General features: G+C 63.3%; 13 protein-coding genes and 1 tRNA gene. 6 read left to right on the forward strand and 8 right to left on the reverse strand.

Features of this window, described 5'->3' with window-relative positions; all coding sequences use genetic code 11:
* Positions 1 to 90: 90 nt before the first annotated feature.
* Positions 91 to 1,557: a glycogen synthase GlgA gene (gene glgA / locus NTV05_08020; protein ID MCX6544348.1), complete on the reverse strand. Its 1,467-nt coding sequence runs from the start codon at positions 1,555 to 1,557 to the stop codon at positions 91 to 93.
* A gap of 270 nt (positions 1,558 to 1,827) precedes the next feature.
* On the opposite strand from glgA, the gene NTV05_08025 reads away from it, so the two are divergent.
* The gene (locus NTV05_08025) at positions 1,828 to 4,176 is read left to right on the forward strand and encodes a sulfatase-like hydrolase/transferase (protein MCX6544349.1); all 2,349 of its coding nucleotides are present in this window, start codon (positions 1,828 to 1,830) and stop codon (positions 4,174 to 4,176) included.
* A 65-nt stretch (positions 4,177 to 4,241) separates the two neighbouring features.
* On the opposite strand, the gene NTV05_08030 is transcribed toward NTV05_08025, so the two are convergent.
* Together NTV05_08030 and NTV05_08035 are read right to left on the reverse strand one after the other, a co-directional pair.
* Positions 4,242 to 6,959, reverse strand: coding sequence for a TonB-dependent receptor (locus NTV05_08030; GenBank protein ID MCX6544350.1), 2,718 nt, complete (start codon positions 6,957 to 6,959; stop codon positions 4,242 to 4,244).
* Between the two features lie 13 nt (positions 6,960 to 6,972).
* Entirely contained in the window at positions 6,973 to 7,314 is a 342-nt protein-coding gene (locus NTV05_08035; protein MCX6544351.1) for a hypothetical protein, read from the reverse strand.
* Positions 7,315 to 7,669: 355 nt separating this feature from the next.
* Here NTV05_08035 and NTV05_08040 point away from each other — a divergent pair, with 355 nt between their 5' ends.
* Complete coding sequence (locus tag NTV05_08040; protein ID MCX6544352.1) at positions 7,670 to 8,551, forward strand: formate dehydrogenase accessory protein FdhE; 882 nt, start codon at positions 7,670 to 7,672, stop codon at positions 8,549 to 8,551.
* On the opposite strand, the gene NTV05_08045 is transcribed toward NTV05_08040, so the two are convergent.
* Positions 8,548 to 9,597, reverse strand: a complete 1,050-nt coding sequence (locus tag NTV05_08045) for a serine hydrolase (GenBank protein ID MCX6544353.1) — start codon at positions 9,595 to 9,597, stop codon at positions 8,548 to 8,550. The two genes, NTV05_08040 and NTV05_08045, sit on opposite strands and share 4 nt — an antisense overlap.
* Positions 9,598 to 9,729: 132 nt before the next feature.
* A complete protein-coding gene (locus NTV05_08050; protein ID MCX6544354.1) occupies positions 9,730 to 10,032 on the reverse strand; it encodes a glutaredoxin family protein in 303 nt (100 codons plus the stop codon).
* 315 nt (positions 10,033 to 10,347) lie between these two features.
* On the opposite strand from NTV05_08050, the gene NTV05_08055 reads away from it, so the two are divergent.
* Positions 10,348 to 10,563 carry a hypothetical protein gene (locus tag NTV05_08055; GenBank protein MCX6544355.1) on the forward strand — a complete coding sequence of 72 codons (216 nt, stop codon included), beginning with the start codon at positions 10,348 to 10,350 and terminating at the stop codon, positions 10,561 to 10,563.
* Between the two features lie 239 nt (positions 10,564 to 10,802).
* On the opposite strand, the gene NTV05_08060 is transcribed toward NTV05_08055, so the two are convergent.
* From NTV05_08060 to NTV05_08070, 3 genes are all read right to left on the reverse strand, one after another.
* Positions 10,803 to 13,994 (reverse strand): TonB-dependent receptor, encoded by a 3,192-nt coding sequence (locus NTV05_08060; GenBank protein MCX6544356.1) that lies wholly within the window; start codon positions 13,992 to 13,994, stop codon positions 10,803 to 10,805.
* 161 nt (positions 13,995 to 14,155) lie between these two features.
* Positions 14,156 to 15,502, reverse strand: coding sequence for a VWA domain-containing protein (locus NTV05_08065; GenBank protein MCX6544357.1), 1,347 nt, complete (start codon positions 15,500 to 15,502; stop codon positions 14,156 to 14,158).
* A gap of 126 nt (positions 15,503 to 15,628) precedes the next feature.
* Positions 15,629 to 16,270, reverse strand: a complete 642-nt coding sequence (locus NTV05_08070; GenBank protein MCX6544358.1) for a hypothetical protein — start codon at positions 16,268 to 16,270, stop codon at positions 15,629 to 15,631.
* A gap of 233 nt (positions 16,271 to 16,503) precedes the next feature.
* Between NTV05_08070 and NTV05_08075 the strand changes: the two genes are divergently transcribed.
* The 3 genes from NTV05_08075 (at position 16,504) to NTV05_08085 (ending at position 18,273) form a co-directional block, all read left to right on the forward strand.
* Complete coding sequence (locus NTV05_08075) at positions 16,504 to 17,142, forward strand: O-methyltransferase (protein MCX6544359.1); 639 nt, start codon at positions 16,504 to 16,506, stop codon at positions 17,140 to 17,142.
* Positions 17,143 to 17,289: 147 nt separating this feature from the next.
* A tRNA-Lys gene (locus NTV05_08080) sits at positions 17,290 to 17,364 on the forward strand.
* A gap of 180 nt (positions 17,365 to 17,544) precedes the next feature.
* The gene (locus tag NTV05_08085) at positions 17,545 to 18,273 is read left to right on the forward strand and encodes a hypothetical protein (GenBank protein MCX6544360.1); all 729 of its coding nucleotides are present in this window, start codon (positions 17,545 to 17,547) and stop codon (positions 18,271 to 18,273) included.
* The last annotated feature ends 5 nt before the right edge of the window (positions 18,274 to 18,278 follow it).

Here is an 18,278-nt window from a genome sequence, read left to right on the forward strand (position 1 = left end):
CCTGCTCGTCCAGAACCGGTTTCAAGACCCGTTCAGGTGGCACGATAACGCCGTCCCCCACGCAGGTCTTGAATCCGTCTCTATAATGATTCACTTTCCCGGCGTTGGTTTCAATCCTGCCCGCTGGTAGATCTTGACATATTCCCGGGCCGACCTGTCCCAGGAATGATCCTCCTTCATGCCCGCCACCTGGATCTTCCGCCACACATCCCGGTGCCCGAAGGCGTCAACCGCCGCTTCCAGGGCGGCCAGCATCGCGTGGGGCGAGTACTCCTTAAACTTGAACCCGGTCCCCTTGCCTGTCGCGGCATCCGCCTGTTGAACCGTGTCGTCGAGCCCGCCGGTCGCCCGCACGACAGGCACGGTCCCGTAGCGAAGGCTGTACATCTGGTTGAGTCCGCAGGGTTCGAATCGCGACGGCATCAGGAAGATGTCGGCACCGCCCTCGATCAGGTGTGCCATCTCCTCGCTGAAGCCCACCGTCACCGACACCCGATCCGGATGCTGCGCCTGGAGCTTTCTCCACATCTGTTCGTAGTGCGGCAGCCCCGTCCCGAGGATGACGAACGTCGCGTCCAGATGCATCAGGTCCGAAACCGCCGCCTCGATGAGGTCGAGGCCCTTCTGGTCAACCATCCTCGACACCATGCCGACCACCGGGCGCGCGGGTTGGTCGGCGCCCTTGATTCCGCACCGCTCGAGCAGGACCTGTTTTACCGCGGCTTTTCCGGAAGGGTCTCTTGCCGTGTAGGAGGCGGGGAGCCAGGGATCGGAGGCCGGATTCCAGGCAGCCGTGTCGATCCCGTTGGGGATCCCTACCAGCACACCGCTCCGTTGCTGAAGCACACCCTCAAATCCGCACCCGTACTCAGCGGTCTGGATCTCTTGGGCATACCGCCCGCTGACGGTCGTCACGACGTCCGAGAAGTTGATGCCCGACTTCAGGAAGCTGACCTGTCTCCAGAACTCGAGTCCGTCGCCTGTAAACGATTCCCATCCGAGATCGAGAGCCGGCAGCGACTGGGCGGCAAACAGTCCTTGATATGCCAGATTGTGGATGGTGAAGACTGTCGCGACGCCCGCGAGGGTCGGATTGTTCTGGTATCGGTACTTCAGGTACGCCGGCACGAGACCCGTCTGCCAATCATGGGCGTGCACGACGGAGGGGCGCCAGCCCAGCCGAGCGGCTGTCTCGAGCCCCGCTCTGGATAGCACGGCGAACCGGCGGTCGTTGTCAGGATAGTCGCCGGCGGCATCCCCGTAAATGCCCTCCCGGTCGAACAATGCCGGGCAATCCACCAGCCACACCCGCACTCCATCTTCGTGTGTGCGTTGCACTACTCGCACGTCTGGCGCGCCCGGCCAGGATCCGGCATCGAAGCTGACGACCTGGTCCCCGCCGTCGACGCGACGATAGCGTGGCGTGACCACCGTAACGGCACAGCCCAGCCGGGCCAATGCCGCCGGTAACGCGCCCCCGACGTCGCCGAGACCGCCGGTCTTTGCGTACGGCAGGGCCTCCGACACCACCATCAGCACGGCTGGCAGCGCCTTCATCACGGCAGCAGTCTACCATTCTGCCGTGGGCAGATAATCACTCCGGGAGTGATTATCCCCAGCCCTGCGTGTTGACGAAGCGCTCAGGATGCGGGAGCATGAGAGACAGGTTCTCCGTCCCACGCCCAAAGGCAGGCTGCACTTTCCATGGCCAAGCTCCCGAAGTCCAAACCACGGCCGCCGCTTCCGCCATCGCCCCCAACGCCCGCGCCGCCTCCGTCCCCCGCGCCGCCTCCGTCCCCCGCGACTGGTCGCGCCGGCAGGCGGCGCTTGCTTCGTTGGGCGGCGCTGGCGTTGTTGCTGGTTGCCTCGGCTGGCGCGGCCGCATGGTGGGGCCTCGCGCGGCGTCCGCCGAAGAGCGCGACTGGTATCGATCTGGGCAGCCTCGCGGCCGGCGTGTCCAGACAGGGCCTCAACCTCTTGATTGTGACGCTGGACACGACGCGGGCGGACCGGATCGGCGCGTATGGCGCTCTCGACGTCGAAACGCCAGCCGTCGACGCGCTCGCGCGGGAGGGTGTGCAGTTCGATCAGGCCGTCTCAGTGGCCCCGCTCACGCTCCCGGTCCATTCGAGCATCTTCACCGGAAAGTTCCCCCCCGAACACGGTGTCCGCGACAACGGCGGCTTCTTCCTGGATGCCAAGCAGACGACACTCGCCGAGGTGTTGAAGGCACGCGGATATCGCACGGGCGGCTTTATCGCGGCATACGTGCTCGACTCGAAATGGGGCATCAGCCAGGGATTCGATACCTACTTCGATGATTTCGATCTCAGCGATTCCAAGGGTCTGTCGCTCGGCTCGATACAGCGGCCTGGCAACGAGGTTGTGGACAAGGCGCTGCCGTGGATTCAGCAGGCCAAGGACGTCCCGTTCTTCGCCTGGATCCACCTCTACGATGCCCACTCACCATACCGACCGCCGGAGCCCTTCGCGACGAAATACAAGGCGCATCCCTACAATGGCGAAGTGGCGTTCGCCGACAGCCAGTTGGGTCGCGTCATCGCGCAGCTCAAGGCGCTTGGCCTTTACGAACGCACCGTGATCGTCGTCATGGGAGACCATGGCGAGAGCCTCGGAGACCACGGCGAAGCCTCTCACGGCTTTTTCATCTACAACAGCGTGACTCATGTCCCGTTCGTGATTCGCGCGCCCTTCAGCCTGACCCGAAGCCGCCATGTCGCCGACCCGGTGCGCTCGGTGGACGTGATGCCGACGGTGCTGGACCTGCTCGGGGTGCCTTCGCCAGCGGGCATCTCCGGGGCGAGCCTCGTGCCGCTCATGACGGGTTCGGTGCTCGAACTGGGCCTCGACGCCTATTCGGAGTCCTTGTACCCGTTGCACCATTACGGTTGGAGTGACCTTCGCGCGCTTCGCGCCGGGCGTTACAAGGTCATCGACGCGCCGCGGCCGGAACTGTACGACGTAGACCAGGATCCGGGAGAAGCGACAAATCTGTACCAACAGCGGCGGTCGCTGGGCGACGGGATGATCGCCCAACTGCGGGCGATGGAGAATCGCTTCCAGAAGACCGAGGCAGCGATGCCAGCCGAAGACGTGGACCCCGAGGCCAGGGCGCGGCTGGCGGCACTCGGTTACGTGGGCTCCTTTGTCGCGAATGCCTCGGATCCGCGGACGGGGCGCGCCGATCCGAAAGACAAGATCGGGCTCTTCAACAAGCTCGGCGAGGTGACGGCGCTGACCAAGGAGCGTGAGGCGGTCGAAAGCGAGCCGTTCGATCAGATCGTCGGGCTCCTCAACGACGTGCTTCGCGAAGACCCGCAGGTCATCGACGCGTGGTTCATGATGGGGTCGGTCCACCTGCGGCACGCCAAGCCCGAGCTGGCGGTGAAGTACTTCACGCACACCCTCAGCTTGAAGCCCGACTACGACCTCGCCGTGATCAACCTCGCCCAGGCGTATCGGCAGCTGGGCGACGATGACGCCGCACTGGCGGGCTTTGAGCGGTACCTCCAACTCGATCCCACCGACGCGTTCGTGCGGTACCAGATTGGCGAGATCTGGCTGGATCGCGGGGACGTCGCCAAAGCGGAGCAACTGTTCCTGAAGGCGCTCGAGCTCGGACCACACGTCGCGGCGGCGAAGAATGCGCTCGGCGTCATCGCGTTAGGCCGGGGCGATGTCGACGGCGCCGAGCGGCTGATACAGGCGGCGATCGCCATCAAGCCGAAGGTGAGGCTGGCGCACTACAACCTTGCACTGATTGCCGAGAAGCGCGGCGACCTTCCCGGGGCCGAGCGGGAATATGTCGAGGAACTGAAACAGCACCCCGAAAGCTACAAGGCCGCGTTCAACCTGTCGCGGCTCTACGAACAGGTGGGCGATCGGGAAGGCCAGATTGAGGCCCTCAAGGCGTCGATCAAGAGCAATCCGCGTTTCCCCGAAGGCCACTTCTTTTTGGCGAAAGCGTACCTGGACGGAGGCACCAACGTCGCCGAGGCCGCTCAGTTGGCGAGGAAGGGCCTCGAGTTGGGTCCCAAGTCGGAGCATGCGGCACTGGGCCACTACGTGTTGGCGGACATCTACAACCGGCAGGGCCGCGGTCGCGAGGCTGCTCAGGAAGCCGCCCTCGGGCGGGCGCTCGAGGCACGTAAATAGGCGAAGGGCCGGGGGAGCGCGTGGCTCGCCCGGCCCTTCGTGTCAAGAAACAGCGCCGTCGGTCGCTAGAATGACCAGCGGCCTCCGATCGTCGCCTGGCGCGCACCCTGCACGCCACTCGGCGAGCCGTAGAGCACTAGGGCGCTGCTCGGATAGCGGGTTATCCGGCTGGTGATGGTCGCGGTGTTGAACAGGTTCGTCACATCCGCGTAGACACCGAACCGGTGTCCCGATACCTGGAACACCTTTTCCGCTCGTAGATCGAAGTTCTTATAGAAGTCGTTGTACTTCGACCCTCGCGGTTCGAGGTAGATCTGCCGCCTCCCCGATCCTGGAATATTGAGCGCACCGGTGCTCAATTGCTCGTAGGCCGCGTACGGCCGTCCGCTCATGCCGGTGAAGGATCCGCTCAACATGACCTCGACCTTTGGAACCTGGTACGTGAGGTAGATCTTGATCTCATGCCGGCGTGAGTTCGTCAACTCGCCGATGTTATTGATGATCGCGGTGTTCGGAGATGCCCAGGTGTTTCCACCAAGCCAGTTGCCGAAACCGCTGTTGTCGACGTTGCCTTCCGCCTTCGAGAGCACGTAAGACGCCTGGAAGGCCCAGCGATTCTTGAGCGATCGGCTCAACATCAGCATCAGGGCCTTGTAGTCGCGTTGTGGGTCCGCCGTCGCGATGACGCTCCCGTCCGTCGACTTGTACTGATAACCGGCGATGTTGCGAATATAGAAATTCTCGCCCGTCGTGTTCCGGTTATTCCAGTAGTACGCCGTGTACGGCTGATGGGTCAGCCCGTTCGTGCGTTGAATCGGGCTCCAGAGCGCTCCATTGATCACATTGTTGATGAAATTCCCCGTCGTACGCCAGATGCCGGTCGCCACCAGCCGCACATTCCCAAAGAACTGCTGCTCCAATGCCGCGCTCAATTCGTCGGTCTTCGGGTGTTTGATGTCCTTGCTGATCCCGTAGACCAGGGCCGGCGTGAGAACCACCGGCGTCCCCAGCGATCCGTTCGGGAAGACCTCGGTCGAGGTGTAGTCCTGGATTCCGGGGGTCGCCGAGGTATAGAACCCCGTCGCCGTGCCCTCGTAGTAACGACCCCAGAAACCCCTGAGGACCGTCGTTCCCTTTCCAGTAAGGTCCACGGCGGCGCCCAGACGCGGACCCCAGGAATCCTTGGGCGTATAGACGTTCGCCTTCAGCACAGGGCTGTAGCCTCGGATGTGGTCCATCCGAAGACCCAGGTTCAGCGTCAGTCTGCCGACGCTCCACTGATCCTGCGCGTAGGCCGAGGTTCGCCGGTTGTCGCCCTGGACGTCGTATCCATAGGTATACCGATACCGGCTGCCGTAATAATCGAGAACGTAGAACCCCGCCGGTCCGTAGGGCTGGTACTGACTCCGCACGTGGCTCCGTTCGATCTCGGCGCCGAACTTGAACGAGTGAGAGCCGTACGCCTGAGCGTACTTACTGAGGGAGACAATGACCTGGTTCCGGCTTCGGTCGGCGTAGTACTGTCCGCCACCGCCGCCGCTGTAAGTGTTCGTCTCATAGTCGACGACCGGCGGCGCCGGATCGACCGGGTCGAGGTAGTAATACCCCGTGTACCCGGTAAGCTTGGCTTCGAAGAGCGTGTTCGAGCCGAACACCTTGCGGTACTGTGCGTTCCACACCCATTCAGGCGCATCTTCGGTCACCGTCGCGCTGTCGATCGCCTGAGAACCTGGCCAGAACCCGACTCGCCCCGTGACGTTGTACTGGTCGTACTGGACCCCCAGGATGACCGTGTCTGACGGGCTCGGCTGGAATGTCAGCTTGAGGTTGAGCCTGGGGCTGACGTCCGTCGCGGTCTTCAGTGGTCCGCTCGGATCGGTGTTGGCGGAGTACCGCTGGACGCTCCCGAAGAAGAACGCCTTGTTCTTCATGATTGGGCCGCCGAGCTGGACGCTGTAGTCCACCAGTTTCCTCGTGATGTCCGAGGAACCGAGGCCGGGATTCAGATCCAGGACGGCTTTGGTGATGTTCTTGCCGGCGAGCGACGCCTTGGTGTACCGCATCGTGAACAGGCCGGAGTACACGTTGCCTCCGGACTTGGTCACGGTATTGACCACCGCGCCCGTGAAGCCGCCATACTCCGCCGCGGCGCCCAGCCCGCCGATCTGGATCTCGTCAATCAGGTTTTGATTGAAGAACGTCCAGGCCGACCCGCCTTCGGGGTCGCGCGTGTCGACGCCGTCGAGCAACAGTGCGTTGCCGTAGCTCCCCTGTCCGCCGTACGCCGAACTGCTGTTGATGCCAGGCGCATAGTTCAAGAGACCCGTCGAGGTCGATGAATAAATCGGCATCGCCGTCAGCAGTTCGTTGCTGAGATTGGTGTCGGTGGACGAGCTCTTCACGTCCACGGTCACCGCGTTGGCCGTGACCTCGACCGATTCGGTCACGCCGCCCACTTTCAGGCTGAAATCCATCGCCACGGTCTTGCCCATGCCAACAGCGACGCCATCGCGCTGCTGCGTGAGAAAGCCGGACAGTTCAACCTTGAGCGCATAGGTCGTGGGCGCCAAGCCGACGAACCGGAACTCTCCCTGTGCGTCGGTCACGGTTGTCTTGGTTCCCATCGGCCCGATCAACACTACCGACACGCCGGGGAGCACGCCGCCCTGCTGGTCGACGACCTTCCCCTCGACCGTGCCGACCTGCGTCTGAGCCTGCGCGAGCCCCGCCATCAGTCCGAAGACGACGAGGAAGACGGTGAGCGAATACGATGCGCGTCTCATTATGGTCGTCCTCCTATTTCTTGCCGGCCGAATGGATTCGGTCGTGCTGCGTCGAGTACACCGCATAGCCGACCCCTGCCGCCAGGGTCAACAGCACCGCGATGCCGACCGGTTTCTTGAAGAACGAGGGCGAGCCCAGATCGGCCTTGCCGCTCTTTGCGCCTGGCGCCTGCGCCCGAGCCGGTGTCAGCGGCGTCGCCGCTGCGGCGTGCTCGACCATCGCCGCGAACGTCGGTCTTGCCGGAGCCGGTGCCGGTGGATCTCCCGCAAAACTGGGGAGAGGAGTCGCAGTCAGGATCAGCGCAACGATCAGCGAGCGGCTGACCCACTGCCAGAGTGGGACCTGAAGTTTCACGTGACTATCCTCCTTGAAGTCGAGGAGCCTCCCGCCGTACGGCGATGTCCGGGGGGGCGCATGAACGGGGAGAGTATACCCTACACCCGGGGCGATGTACCCCCTTTGCGTTCAACAAAAATTCGCCCCCCTCGCTGGCGAACGTCATCTGAGCCAGGCGGGGCAGCGCGACGGAACCTGATATTGGCGTTCGGGTTGACGGCGACGCCTCGATGCGCCAGCATGACACCGGGTTCCATGGACACACAACGCGCCACGGGACCGACCGGAGCACCGACGTGCCCTGGGTAGGTCGAGGTCGGTCCATGCAGCGGGACCCAGCGCCAGCATGGTGGCAGAATGCGGGAGACCGATGATGGAACCGCCAGTTAGACAGCGACTGGAACGCCCTGACACGCCGGAAGTCGCCGCACTCAGGCGGCTCAAGGCGGCCCAGCCTCAGCTGGCCAGTGCGGTCGACATGCAGATTGAGCTGGTCGCGCTCTACCGCCGGGCCCAGATTCGGGTGACCACGCGGGTCTTCGACCTCGATGCCGAGGCGCTCGCCCGCACGCTCGCGGCCGGCATTCCCATCGTGCGGTTCAGTGACGTGCCGTTCGATTGGCCCGAACTGCGCGGTCTGGTGCGGCAGATGTCAGACCTGTTGAGACGATTCGATCTGATTGAACCGTCCGAACACGACGCCTTGCAGGCGCGCGTGCGAGCTGGGCACCCGACTCCTGACGAAGTGGCGGACTGGTACAACCTCAGGGCTACCCAGGGGAATGTCGACAGCGACAACTCAGGCGCAAGCAGCACACAGGCCCAGGTGTTGTCGCTCGCAAGCCGGCCGTTTCTGGGCCGCGCCGTGGAGATGATCCAGCGGCGCGTCGACTTGTCGGCGTGGGCGCGCGCCTACTGCCCGTTCTGCGGCGGCGATCCTGAGCTTGGCGTGATCGGCGCCGCCGACCAGCGTCGCCTCGTCTGCGGGCGCTGCGCCGGGCAGTGGCCGTTTGAAGACGGCGTGTGTCCATACTGCGACAGCCGTGATCGGGGACGAATCACGTCGTTCGAATTCGCCTGCTGGCCCGACGCGGCCCGCGACGGCGTCTACCGTCTGACCGGCTGCGACGTGTGCCACCGCTACCTGAAATCGTACGTCCCGCGCGCCTCGTCACGGCCCGTCATGCTGGATGTCGACACCATTGGCTCGCTGCTGCTGGACGCAGCGGCGGCGCAACGGGGATATATCAGTTAGTGAATTTCTGCGCCGGGGCCGCGGGGTGGCCCGGGATGCCCGCCAAGCAGCGACTGCGCCTTGCTGGTCACCCAGCTGAGCAGGTTCTTCGTCTCCGAGAACCTCCCCGCATTCGATCGGGCGCCCAGCACAACCACCGCGACGGTCTGGTCGAGGTCGGGTAGCCGCAACAGCGTCACGAGACAGTAGCCGGCCTGTGATATGAAGCCCGTCTTGCCTCCGCGTACATCCACATTTGCGGTTCTCAACAGCTGGTTCGTGCTGTGAATGGTGACGGCTCTCCGGCTCGTCCTGAACGAGTACGCTTCGGTCCGCATGATGGTCGAAATCAGGGCGTCGTCGGCCGCGTACGCAATCAGCCTCGCCATGTCGTATGCGGACGAGACGTTCTGGGCAAGCAGACCGGACGGGTCCGCGTAGCTGGTGCTGGTCAGCCCGAGTTCGGCCGCCTTCTGATTCATCCGAACCACGAATCCGGCGGCGCCGTACGGCGACACGCGCGCAATCGCCCTGGCCGCGGCATTGTCGGATGAGATCAACATCAGATGGAGGAGATTGTCGAGCGAGACCTGCTCCAGCGCCCGCAAGTGCGTCACCGACGCACCCCGGATATCGGCGGCGGTAATGATCACCTGTGTGGCCAGATTGGGCGCTTCATCCAGAAAACAGAGCGCCGTCATTACCTTGGTGATGCTCGCGATCGACCGCTGGTCAAACGCCTTTTCTTCCCACAGCACCTTGTTGGTCGCGGGGTTATAGATGATCGCGGCCTCGGCACGCACATCCGGAACGACGTCACCCTGAGCGTCGATCTTCACCCTGGGCTGGGCCGGCTGCGCCTCGCGGGCTCGCGCGGCGGCTTCGGCCTGTGCCAGCCTGGCCTTCCTCGCCCGTGACGCTGCAGCAGAGTACTTCGTCGACGTCTGCCGTTTCGCGGTGCTCTGGCCCCGCCCGCTCGCCTCCGCCAGGTCGACCGCCGCGACCGCCACCAGGCACACCAGTCCAGCCGTGACGATGCGCCTCAACTGCCGCTTTGGATGGACCATGGATTCAGATCTCAGGTTTCGAACAGACTTAAATGCGGATTCTAGCAAATCGACGCGCCGACATATACGAAAAACTGTAGGCCCGTCGAAAATGTCCACATCCTCCTCTCTGAGCCCGCCGTGAAACGGCCCTCAGTCATCGTCGTGCGGATCCGGCCCAATCGACTCCGGAAGGCGGAATGGGTCGTCCTTCCGGATGGCCTCACCGTGTTCAACCACGCGGTTCCACGTCTCGACGTTGAAGCCGACAACCGCTTCGTAGCCCGCAACAAGGGTCGGAACCTCGGCTCGACCGGTCAGGGTCAACATGAGCCGCAGCGCTTCTGGATCATCCGTGATGTCGTACTCGACGTAGACAGGAGCGCAGCGATCGAGAAACTCCTTGGCGTCGCGGCAGTGCGGACAGTCGCGCATCGTGAACAACTTGTTCTTCATCGGCGTCCACCCATATACGGCTTATCGGCTCCACACGCCCCCAACTGGAATCGATCGCTCAAAATTATTACATCGGCGACCCGTCATTCGGGTCAGTATTCCTTGCCGACAGATCCAAAATGCAGAATTGTCACTCCAATCATTCAGATATATTCCGGAACCGGCGACCGCACGCGTCGATCAATCGATTCCGCATAGGCTCAAGATCCTCAAAAGAAGACCGATAATCCGGACAGATCATCGGGTGAGCATGCAAGTGCGCCGTGCATTCTGGCCGGCACGTCATTTGCATTGGTGCCCGGTAAGGAGAGTGTCATGAGCCTTGTTCGGCTCCTCGGATTCGCGACGTTGCCGTGCGGTTGCGTGGTCGGCCGGTATCGTGAACTGGCGACCAACCGCGAAGTCGCCTATGTAGAGGAGAAGGGACAGTCCTGCGACGCGCACGGGCACCGCCGGAATCACACGATTCAGGCCGGCCGGGCGACCGTGGCGGTGTTCCCTCAGCAGATGGCGGCCGCGAAAGCGTCCTGATCACCCAGTCTTCCCTACCACCCAGGCCTGTGCTCTCGCGCGGGCCCGGCGGGCGTTCGTCTTTCCCATCCAGCCGCCACGGTCATCACCCACCTGCCACATTCTGTCAACCGATGTCAGTCTGTTGTCGGTTTGTGTCACTCCGGCTGCCGCGGCGCCGTTGAGCCCCAAAGACAAACGGGGGACGGCGCAAGTGCCATCCCCCGTTTCCGAGAACGAGCTGAGGTCGAGAAATCCGGTTAGAACCGGATTCTGACGCCGGCCTGAAGCTGCCACCGCGAGCGAAGGTTATCGAAAATGTACCTCTGCGTGGTCGGCGACAACATATATCCGATGTCGTACCCGATCAACGGGTTCGTTGCCGTGATGGTGGTGGTTGTGGACGGCAGCCCGGTACTCGGGTTGGTCGCCAGCTTCGTGAGCGACGTGTTCTGCCCGTACCCCACGTACCTGACGATCCCGTTCTTCGTGTTGATGAGGTTCAGCACATTGAGCACGTCCAGCGTGAGCTCCGCCCTCACCTTCTTGAATGGCGGCAACTGCAGATTGAGCCGAGCGTCCAGCGTGTCGATCCAGGGTCCGCGGCAGGCGTTGCGCGGCATGATCTGGCCCAGGTAGCCGCTCAAGCAGGAATCCGCATTGATCCAGTCAAGAAAGTTCTGGTAGGTCCCGCCCGTGAAGGTCATCTCGGTGGCCGACTTCGGGAAGTACGCCAGGTCGTTGCTGTAGGTATCACCATTGATGTCGCCATAGACCGTCAACGCGTACGGCCGGCCGCTCTGGCCCGAGTAGAACATCGAGACAGTCGCCTTGGATTCCTTCCAGACCCGCACCTCGTACGCCATGGTGAGACTGATCCGGTGGCCTGGATCGAAGTTGGAAATCGCCAGCGGAACGTCGTTGGGCGAACCCGTGGTGTAGACGTTGCCCCAGTTGGAGATGGCCTGGTCGGAGGTGCCATCCATGATCGACTTGGCCACGCCATACGAGTAGGAACCCGCCATGAAGAACCCCTTGCTGACGGGCTTGCGCACCTCGAAGCTGACGTTCCAGGTATAGCCCTTGTTGGTGTTCTGGAGCAGCGGCGCGTTGCTCAACGTCGTGACAACCGGGCTCATGAAGGGCCGGCCCATGAACGAGTTCGCGGCTGGATTGACCGCGAGATTCAGGTTCTCGTACTTGATGTCCCTGAGCGTCTTGGACCACAGAAATTCTGCGGTGCCCACAAAGCCGAACGGGAGCTTCCGGTCCCATGCCAGGTTGCCGCGAAGAATCGACGGGAACTTGAAGTTCGGATCGATCAGGTCGATCTCGTTGGTGTACGAGCCGGCCGTCGCGCCGGTAACCGTCGTCGGTTGGCCCACCGGGTTGGCGACGAATGGGATCTTGTTGTTGCTGTTGCTGCTCGCGCCGATCCGGGCAAAGTCGACGCCGGTGCTGCCGTACTGGTTCGAAATCCACACGTAGGCCGGCCGGCCGGTGAACATCCCGATCCCGCCGCGAATCTGTTCGTCGCCGTTGGCTCTCGTATTCCAGTTGAAGCCGACGCGCGGCGACCACTGCACGTCGTTGGGCACGACGTCGGTCGCGTACCCGAACGCGGACACCGACACCGGATTGGCGGTCGGCGTCTTCGGGAAGCGCGGGGCATCCACCCTGGCGCCGAAGGTGAGAGTAAAGTTGTTGCGCACCCGCCACTGGTCACCAGCGTAAAGTCCCCACTGGTTGACGTTGAACTGCGCGGGCTGGTTCGGATCGGAGGTCAGCGAGAAGCTGCGGTCGTACGCCTGGGCGAGTCCGGCTTCGAAGTTCGCGAGACTCGTGAAACTGTACACCCCGACGTTGTCCCGGATGAACAGATTGCTCAGCTTCAGGAACTCGTTGTGCGACCCCACGGTCAGGGTGTGGCTGCCCTTGATCAGGGTGTAGGCCTCGTTGACCTCGATCATGTCCTGGTTGATCGCGTTGCGCGACGAGTATCGCTCGGTCCCTGCGACAGCCGATCTGCCGGACGCCAGCGTGACTGTCACCATCGGGAACAACGGCTGACCGGTCAACGGGTTCTCGCGGTGATCCCGCACGCGCGTGTAGGTGACGCGCAGTTCGTTGACGCCCTTGCCCCAGGTCGAGTTCAACTGTGCCACCGCCGAATTGGTGTTGCTGATGTAGCGATAGAAGTTGTCGGGGAAACGATAGGAGGATGTCGACGGATTGCCGGCGATGTCGTTGAGCGACAGGATCGTGTTGTTCCGAATCGTCAACCGGTCGTTCCTCGTCACATTGACGTCGACTCGGCCGAAGTACTTGTCGCTGTTGGTCGCCCGGGTGAACTCGCTCTTCGGGTCCGGCCCAGGCGTGTAGCCGTACAGATTCTTGAGGTCGCTGAGGAACTGGTCAACGAGCGCCTCGTTGCCGAAGTTCTGGCCCGAGCCCGAGACCGAATACCCGGTCGGACGGTACTTGCGGCCGAAATCGACCGTGCCGAAAAAGAACGCTTTGTTCGTGATGACCGGGCCGCCGAGGCTGGCGCCACCCTGCTTGTCACTGAACTTCGAGATGGCGGCCACGCTGGTGGGTGTCGCCAGATTGACGGCGTTCAACTTGCCCACCCATCTCTGGTCCCGGCCGTAGAAGAATCCCGACCCGTGGAACTGGTTGCTGCCGCTCTTGGTCACCGCGTTGATGCCGCCGCCAGCGAATCCGCCCTGCCGCACGTCGTACGGCGAGACGACGAGCTGGAGCTCGGCGATGGCGTCAAGACTGACCGGCTGCGTCTCGGCCGTGCCGCCGGGCGCGCCCGCCGAACTGGCCAGGCCGAACAGGTCGTTGTTGGCCGCCCCATCGATCTGGAGGTTGTTGTAGCGGAAGCTCGTGCCGGCCACTGACACCGCCGACGCGCCGTCGCCGGCACCCGATCCCATCGAATTGAACATCGGGCGGGTGCGTGCGATGTCGGTCAGGCTGCGTGTGATGGTCGGCAGTGACTCGATCGACTGCTGATCGATGTTGGAAGCGGTGCCGGCCCTGGACGTATCAATCAACTGGGCCGACGCGACCACATTGACCGTCTCCTGCACGGACGCCAACGCCAGCGTAATCTCCACGCTGCGCGCTTCGCCCAGGGCGACGATGACATTGGTCACTTCGTGGTTCCTGAATCCGCTCATCGACGCGGTGATCTTGTAGGGGCCGCCGACGCGAACCTGGAGGATGGCAAACCGCCCGTCCGCCTGCGTCGTCGCTTCGTAGGTCGTTCCGGTCGGCACATGAACAGCCACCACGGACGCGCCCGGCAACACCGCCTTCTGCGCATCCATCACGATGCCGACCAGGTCGCCGGTCGTCACGTTCTGGGCAAACGCGGGCTGAGCGCTACCACACAGCGCACACACCGCCACGATCGCCAGCAAGACCTTCGTCATTCGCTGCATGAGTTCTTCTCCAGAAAGAGCGTACCTGGGATAGGGTGTTTCGCGTTGGGAAAAAGCCCCGGCAGCGGTACGAATACCCGACGGCGAGGAGGGGAAACCAACGCGCTAGGGAGCAGTATACACCGAAGGAGGACGTGTCAACCCGTGCCGCGGACAAGACCCTATTTCGTGGTTTTCGGCGGCAGTTTCGGTGCTGGCAGCTTCTTGAGCGAATAGGTCTGTCGCGACCAGACGTCAAGGTCTTTCCGGGCGACCTTCACTTCGACGCGCCGCGTGCGCTTGAGCGGATCCGGGTTTGACGAGTAGTAACCCAGCATGTAGTAGTCGCTGGTCTCGGCGTCGATGCGCTTGAGCGCCTTCTCGTAATCGTTCTGGTTGACGACCGCGATCCCGCCCGTCAGCTCGGCGAGTACCCGCAGGCTGTCGATCGACTTCTGGATGTAGTTCGCCCATTCGGTCGGGTCCACTTTTTCGTCGATATCGGGCATGCCGACCAGGCCGCGCGGGTCGAACGTGTAAATGGTGGCATTGGCGCGATTGGCCGAGCGCGTCAGTTCCGACAGTTCGCGCGCCAAGTCGGCGTCCGCAAAGCGATTCGCGGCAGTGGCCATCGGGTCCGTCGTGTCGTTCGCGTCCACACCAGCCGCCTGCGCCGCCTGCTGCCGCTGCTGCTTCTCATCCGCCTTCATCTGGTTGTTTTCGAACACCGAGTCGGCTTCGCCCGTCCGCGACTTCTCGAATGGATTGAAGTCGTACCCGTTGCTCACGTAGATCAGGGCCTTGCGCCGGTTGTGGACTTGGTCGAGCTGCGCCATCAGGTCTTCGGCCGTCGAAAACGCCACGTGCGCCCGATAGCGAACCTCGCTCGGCCCTTCATTGCCTTCCGGCGCCTGGATAATGTCGGTCGGCTTCAGCGCTCCGCCCATCACCTTCCCAATCGCTTCGTCGATGCGCTTGGCATCGTAGGTAAGGTCGACGGCGATAGACGAGGTGCCGGTCGACACGATGCCGAACATGTCGCCTTCATGAATGAGCGTGTTCTTGATCTTCTTGAGCAGGTCGCGCACCCGATGCGTGTTCTTGAAGTCCAGGTGCAGGTCGTCGATAAACAGGATGAAGACACGGCCCGAGGCGTCGTTGGTCGGACGCGCCGGCGGGAGGATGATACCTTCGGGCGGCGCGGCCGGCGGCGGCAGCGCGAGGTTGGTGGCTCGCCCCCCGTGCACCAGGACCAGAGACGACACGCTCTGCGGCACGCCGTCCTCGAACACCTCGAACTGCTCTTTGGACAAATCAGCGACAAACTGCCCCCGCCCGTCCCGGACGATGACGTCGGTGGTGACCAGGTCCACCGACGTCCTGTAGACAGGCTTCTGCACGCTCTCGGCCGCCGGCTTGGCTGGCGGCTGGCTCTGCTGGCCCGACGCCGGCGGAGACTGCGCGAACAGGACGGCGCTCGCCAGGAGCAGGCCTGCGCCGGCCGCACAACGGAACCATACGGACTTCATGGCCAATCCTTCAACAGTCGGGATATCTTCCGTCTCTATTCTACCGTAGACGCGCCCAGTCCCGGCAGGGTACATGCGCCCGGCGACGCGACAGACCTTCAGACGTCGGTCCCGCGGAAACGGCCGCTATCTGCCCTTCCGAGGGGACCTGCTGGCGGAACTGCTGTGGCGCGTGCCGGCGGATGAGGCGGGTTCCTTCGCCTTGGGCCGGACCCTCGGCGCGGCCGGCGGTCGGCGTATCGTCTTCGCCGGTCTACTCTTCGCCGGTTTCCGGCTCGCGCCATTCCTGCCGGGAGCCGCAGCCGCGGCAGCCGCCCTGGCGGCAGACAGTTTGGCTTCGATCGGCGACTTGAGCACCTGGGTAAATCGAGTCTGGTCCCCGATCATGTGGTAGGTCCAGATTTCGGTGACGCCGATGTTGTTGTCGAGGCACAGGCGCTTGGCGACCTCCACCGACCCGGCTGGCACGTAGAGCGCGAACTCCGCGGGCAACCGGCCGAAAATGGCCCATTGGGCCATCGCTTCGAGGGCGTTCACCGACTCGCCCGTCTCGACCTCGACGACCCCGGCCAGTTTCTTGCTGCGGCCGGTGGGCATCAGCACGAGATCCGGGTATATGGCCTCTGGCCCGGCGCCCACTGGCGCGGCGGTCTCGTTGCCCGGGTTGATCCCCACGTTGAAACGACGCCGGTACCTGGGCTGGAGCAGCCTGATAATCCGGTCGTGTTCCAGTTGTTCTCGCACCGGACGAACAAGAATCGGGCTCATCAAGCCCTCCAGTTGGATCGAATCGCGGCCCCACCAGCGGAGCAATCGAGTTTAGCACGGAATCCGAGGCTCATCGCCGCGCTGCAGCCCGGTTCCCGGCAGGTGCGCCAGTTGGTCGCCGCAATCGCCGGCTGGCACGATGCGGATGCGGCGTGGCGCGACGTCGAGCCTGATAGAATGGTCGAGTCGACGCCCCACGTTCACGCGTCATCACTTCCAGAGAGCCGGTTCCGATGGCTGTACGACGATCAACTGCCGGTGGTGTGTGTCTTCTTCTGTCGCTGTGTCTCGGCGCCGCCACGGTCTCCGCCGACCCTATCATCCCTGCCGCCGCCGGCGCGGTCTTGAAGCGGATCCGTTCGGTGGACGCGAATCGCCTTGCCGTCTCCGAGGAGGACGGACGGATGCTGCGGTTGCTTGCCGCCTCGAACCACACGAAGCGCGCGCTCGAAATCGGATCGGCCCAGGGCTACTCGGCGATCTGGATCGGGCTCGGCCTGCGCGAATCGGGCGGCCGCCTCGTGACGATCGAATACGATCCGCAGCGCGCGAAGGAGGCAGAGGCGAACGTCCGCGCGGCGGGTCTCGGGGACATCGTGCGGGTGGTGTCCGGAGACGGATTCAAGGTCATTCCCTCGCTCCCCGGCACGTTCGACTACGTGTTCCTTGACGCGTGGAAGCGCGACTACCAGCGCTTCTTCGACCTGGTGTTTCCCAGGCTCGACAAAGGCGGGTTGTTTCTCGGCCACAACGTGGTGAACAAGGCCGGCGAACTGGGCAACTTCCTCGCGACCCTTCGCACGCACCCCGGCATCCTCAGCACTATTGTGTCGCCGTCCGGCGAAGGCATCTCGGTCTCATGGAAGCGGTAGCCGCATGAGGGGGATCGACGGTCTTCGACACCTTCCTCCCGGCCGCGGGCAGGAGGAGGTAGAATTATCGGGGACGTCTTCAACGCCAGCGTGCGCGACCTGTTCGCCGGTCGCCGGAACGGGTGATGAAGCCGGTTACACGCGGTCGGGCCGGTAGCTCAGTGGTAGAGCATCGCACTTTTAATGCGGTGGTCGTGGGTTCGATCCCCACCCGGCTCACCAGCCTTCGCTCACCTCCGGTTCGTTTCACTGTCCTCGGTGAGCTTCGGCTGGCTTCGCGAATCGGAGCGGTGCGTTTCTGACGCGAGCTTCGGCTGGCTTCGCGAATCGGAGCGGTACGTCTCTGACGCGAGCTTCGGCTGGCGTATCGACTAACGACTTTTCAACGAGAAGGAATCAACCATGAAGAAGATGATTCTGGCGGCGATCGTGCTCCTGATCGCGGCCCCGGCCGCGTTCGCCGATACCTATATCAAGGCCAAGACGCACACGGATGGCATGGCCATGATGGGGCAGAACACACCCGCGCGCGATGATACGAACGAAACCTGGATTACCGCCGGGAAGTTCGCGACCGGCAACGCGGACGCATGGTTCGTGATCGACGTCAGCAAGAAGGTGGCGTACTTCATCGATCACCAGCGCAAGACCTACGTCGAGACTCCCCTGCCGCTGGACTTTGCCAAGCTGCTTCCGCCCGAGGCGGCCGGCATGGCCGACATGATGAAAGTGACGGCGACGGTCACACCGACCAGCGAGACCAAGAAGATCGGCTCCTGGGATTGCATCGGATACGACACGACGATGAGCGTGATGGGGATGAAGATGAACGTCCGGGTGTGGGCGTCGACCGCCGTGCCGTTTGACGTTGCGGCCTTTAATGCGACGATCATGCCGGTGATCCTGCAGGGTCAGATGCGCGTCGCCGACGCCTCCCTGGCCGAGTTCGCCAAGATCAAGGGGTTCCAGATCGCCTCGGAACTGACGGCGGACATGATGGGCGCCAAGATGCGCGTGACGCAGGAAGTGGTTGACATCGCCGAGCGTCCGGCGCCCGCAGGGATCTACGCTCCGCCGGATGGATACAAGAAGAACGCCACGTTGAGCATGTCGGATCTGCAGAAGCGCTGACCGGG

It is taken from the genome of Acidobacteriota bacterium (assembly GCA_026393755.1).
In the GTDB taxonomy this organism is placed as follows: Bacteria; Acidobacteriota; Vicinamibacteria; order Vicinamibacterales; family JAKQTR01; genus JBAXOX01.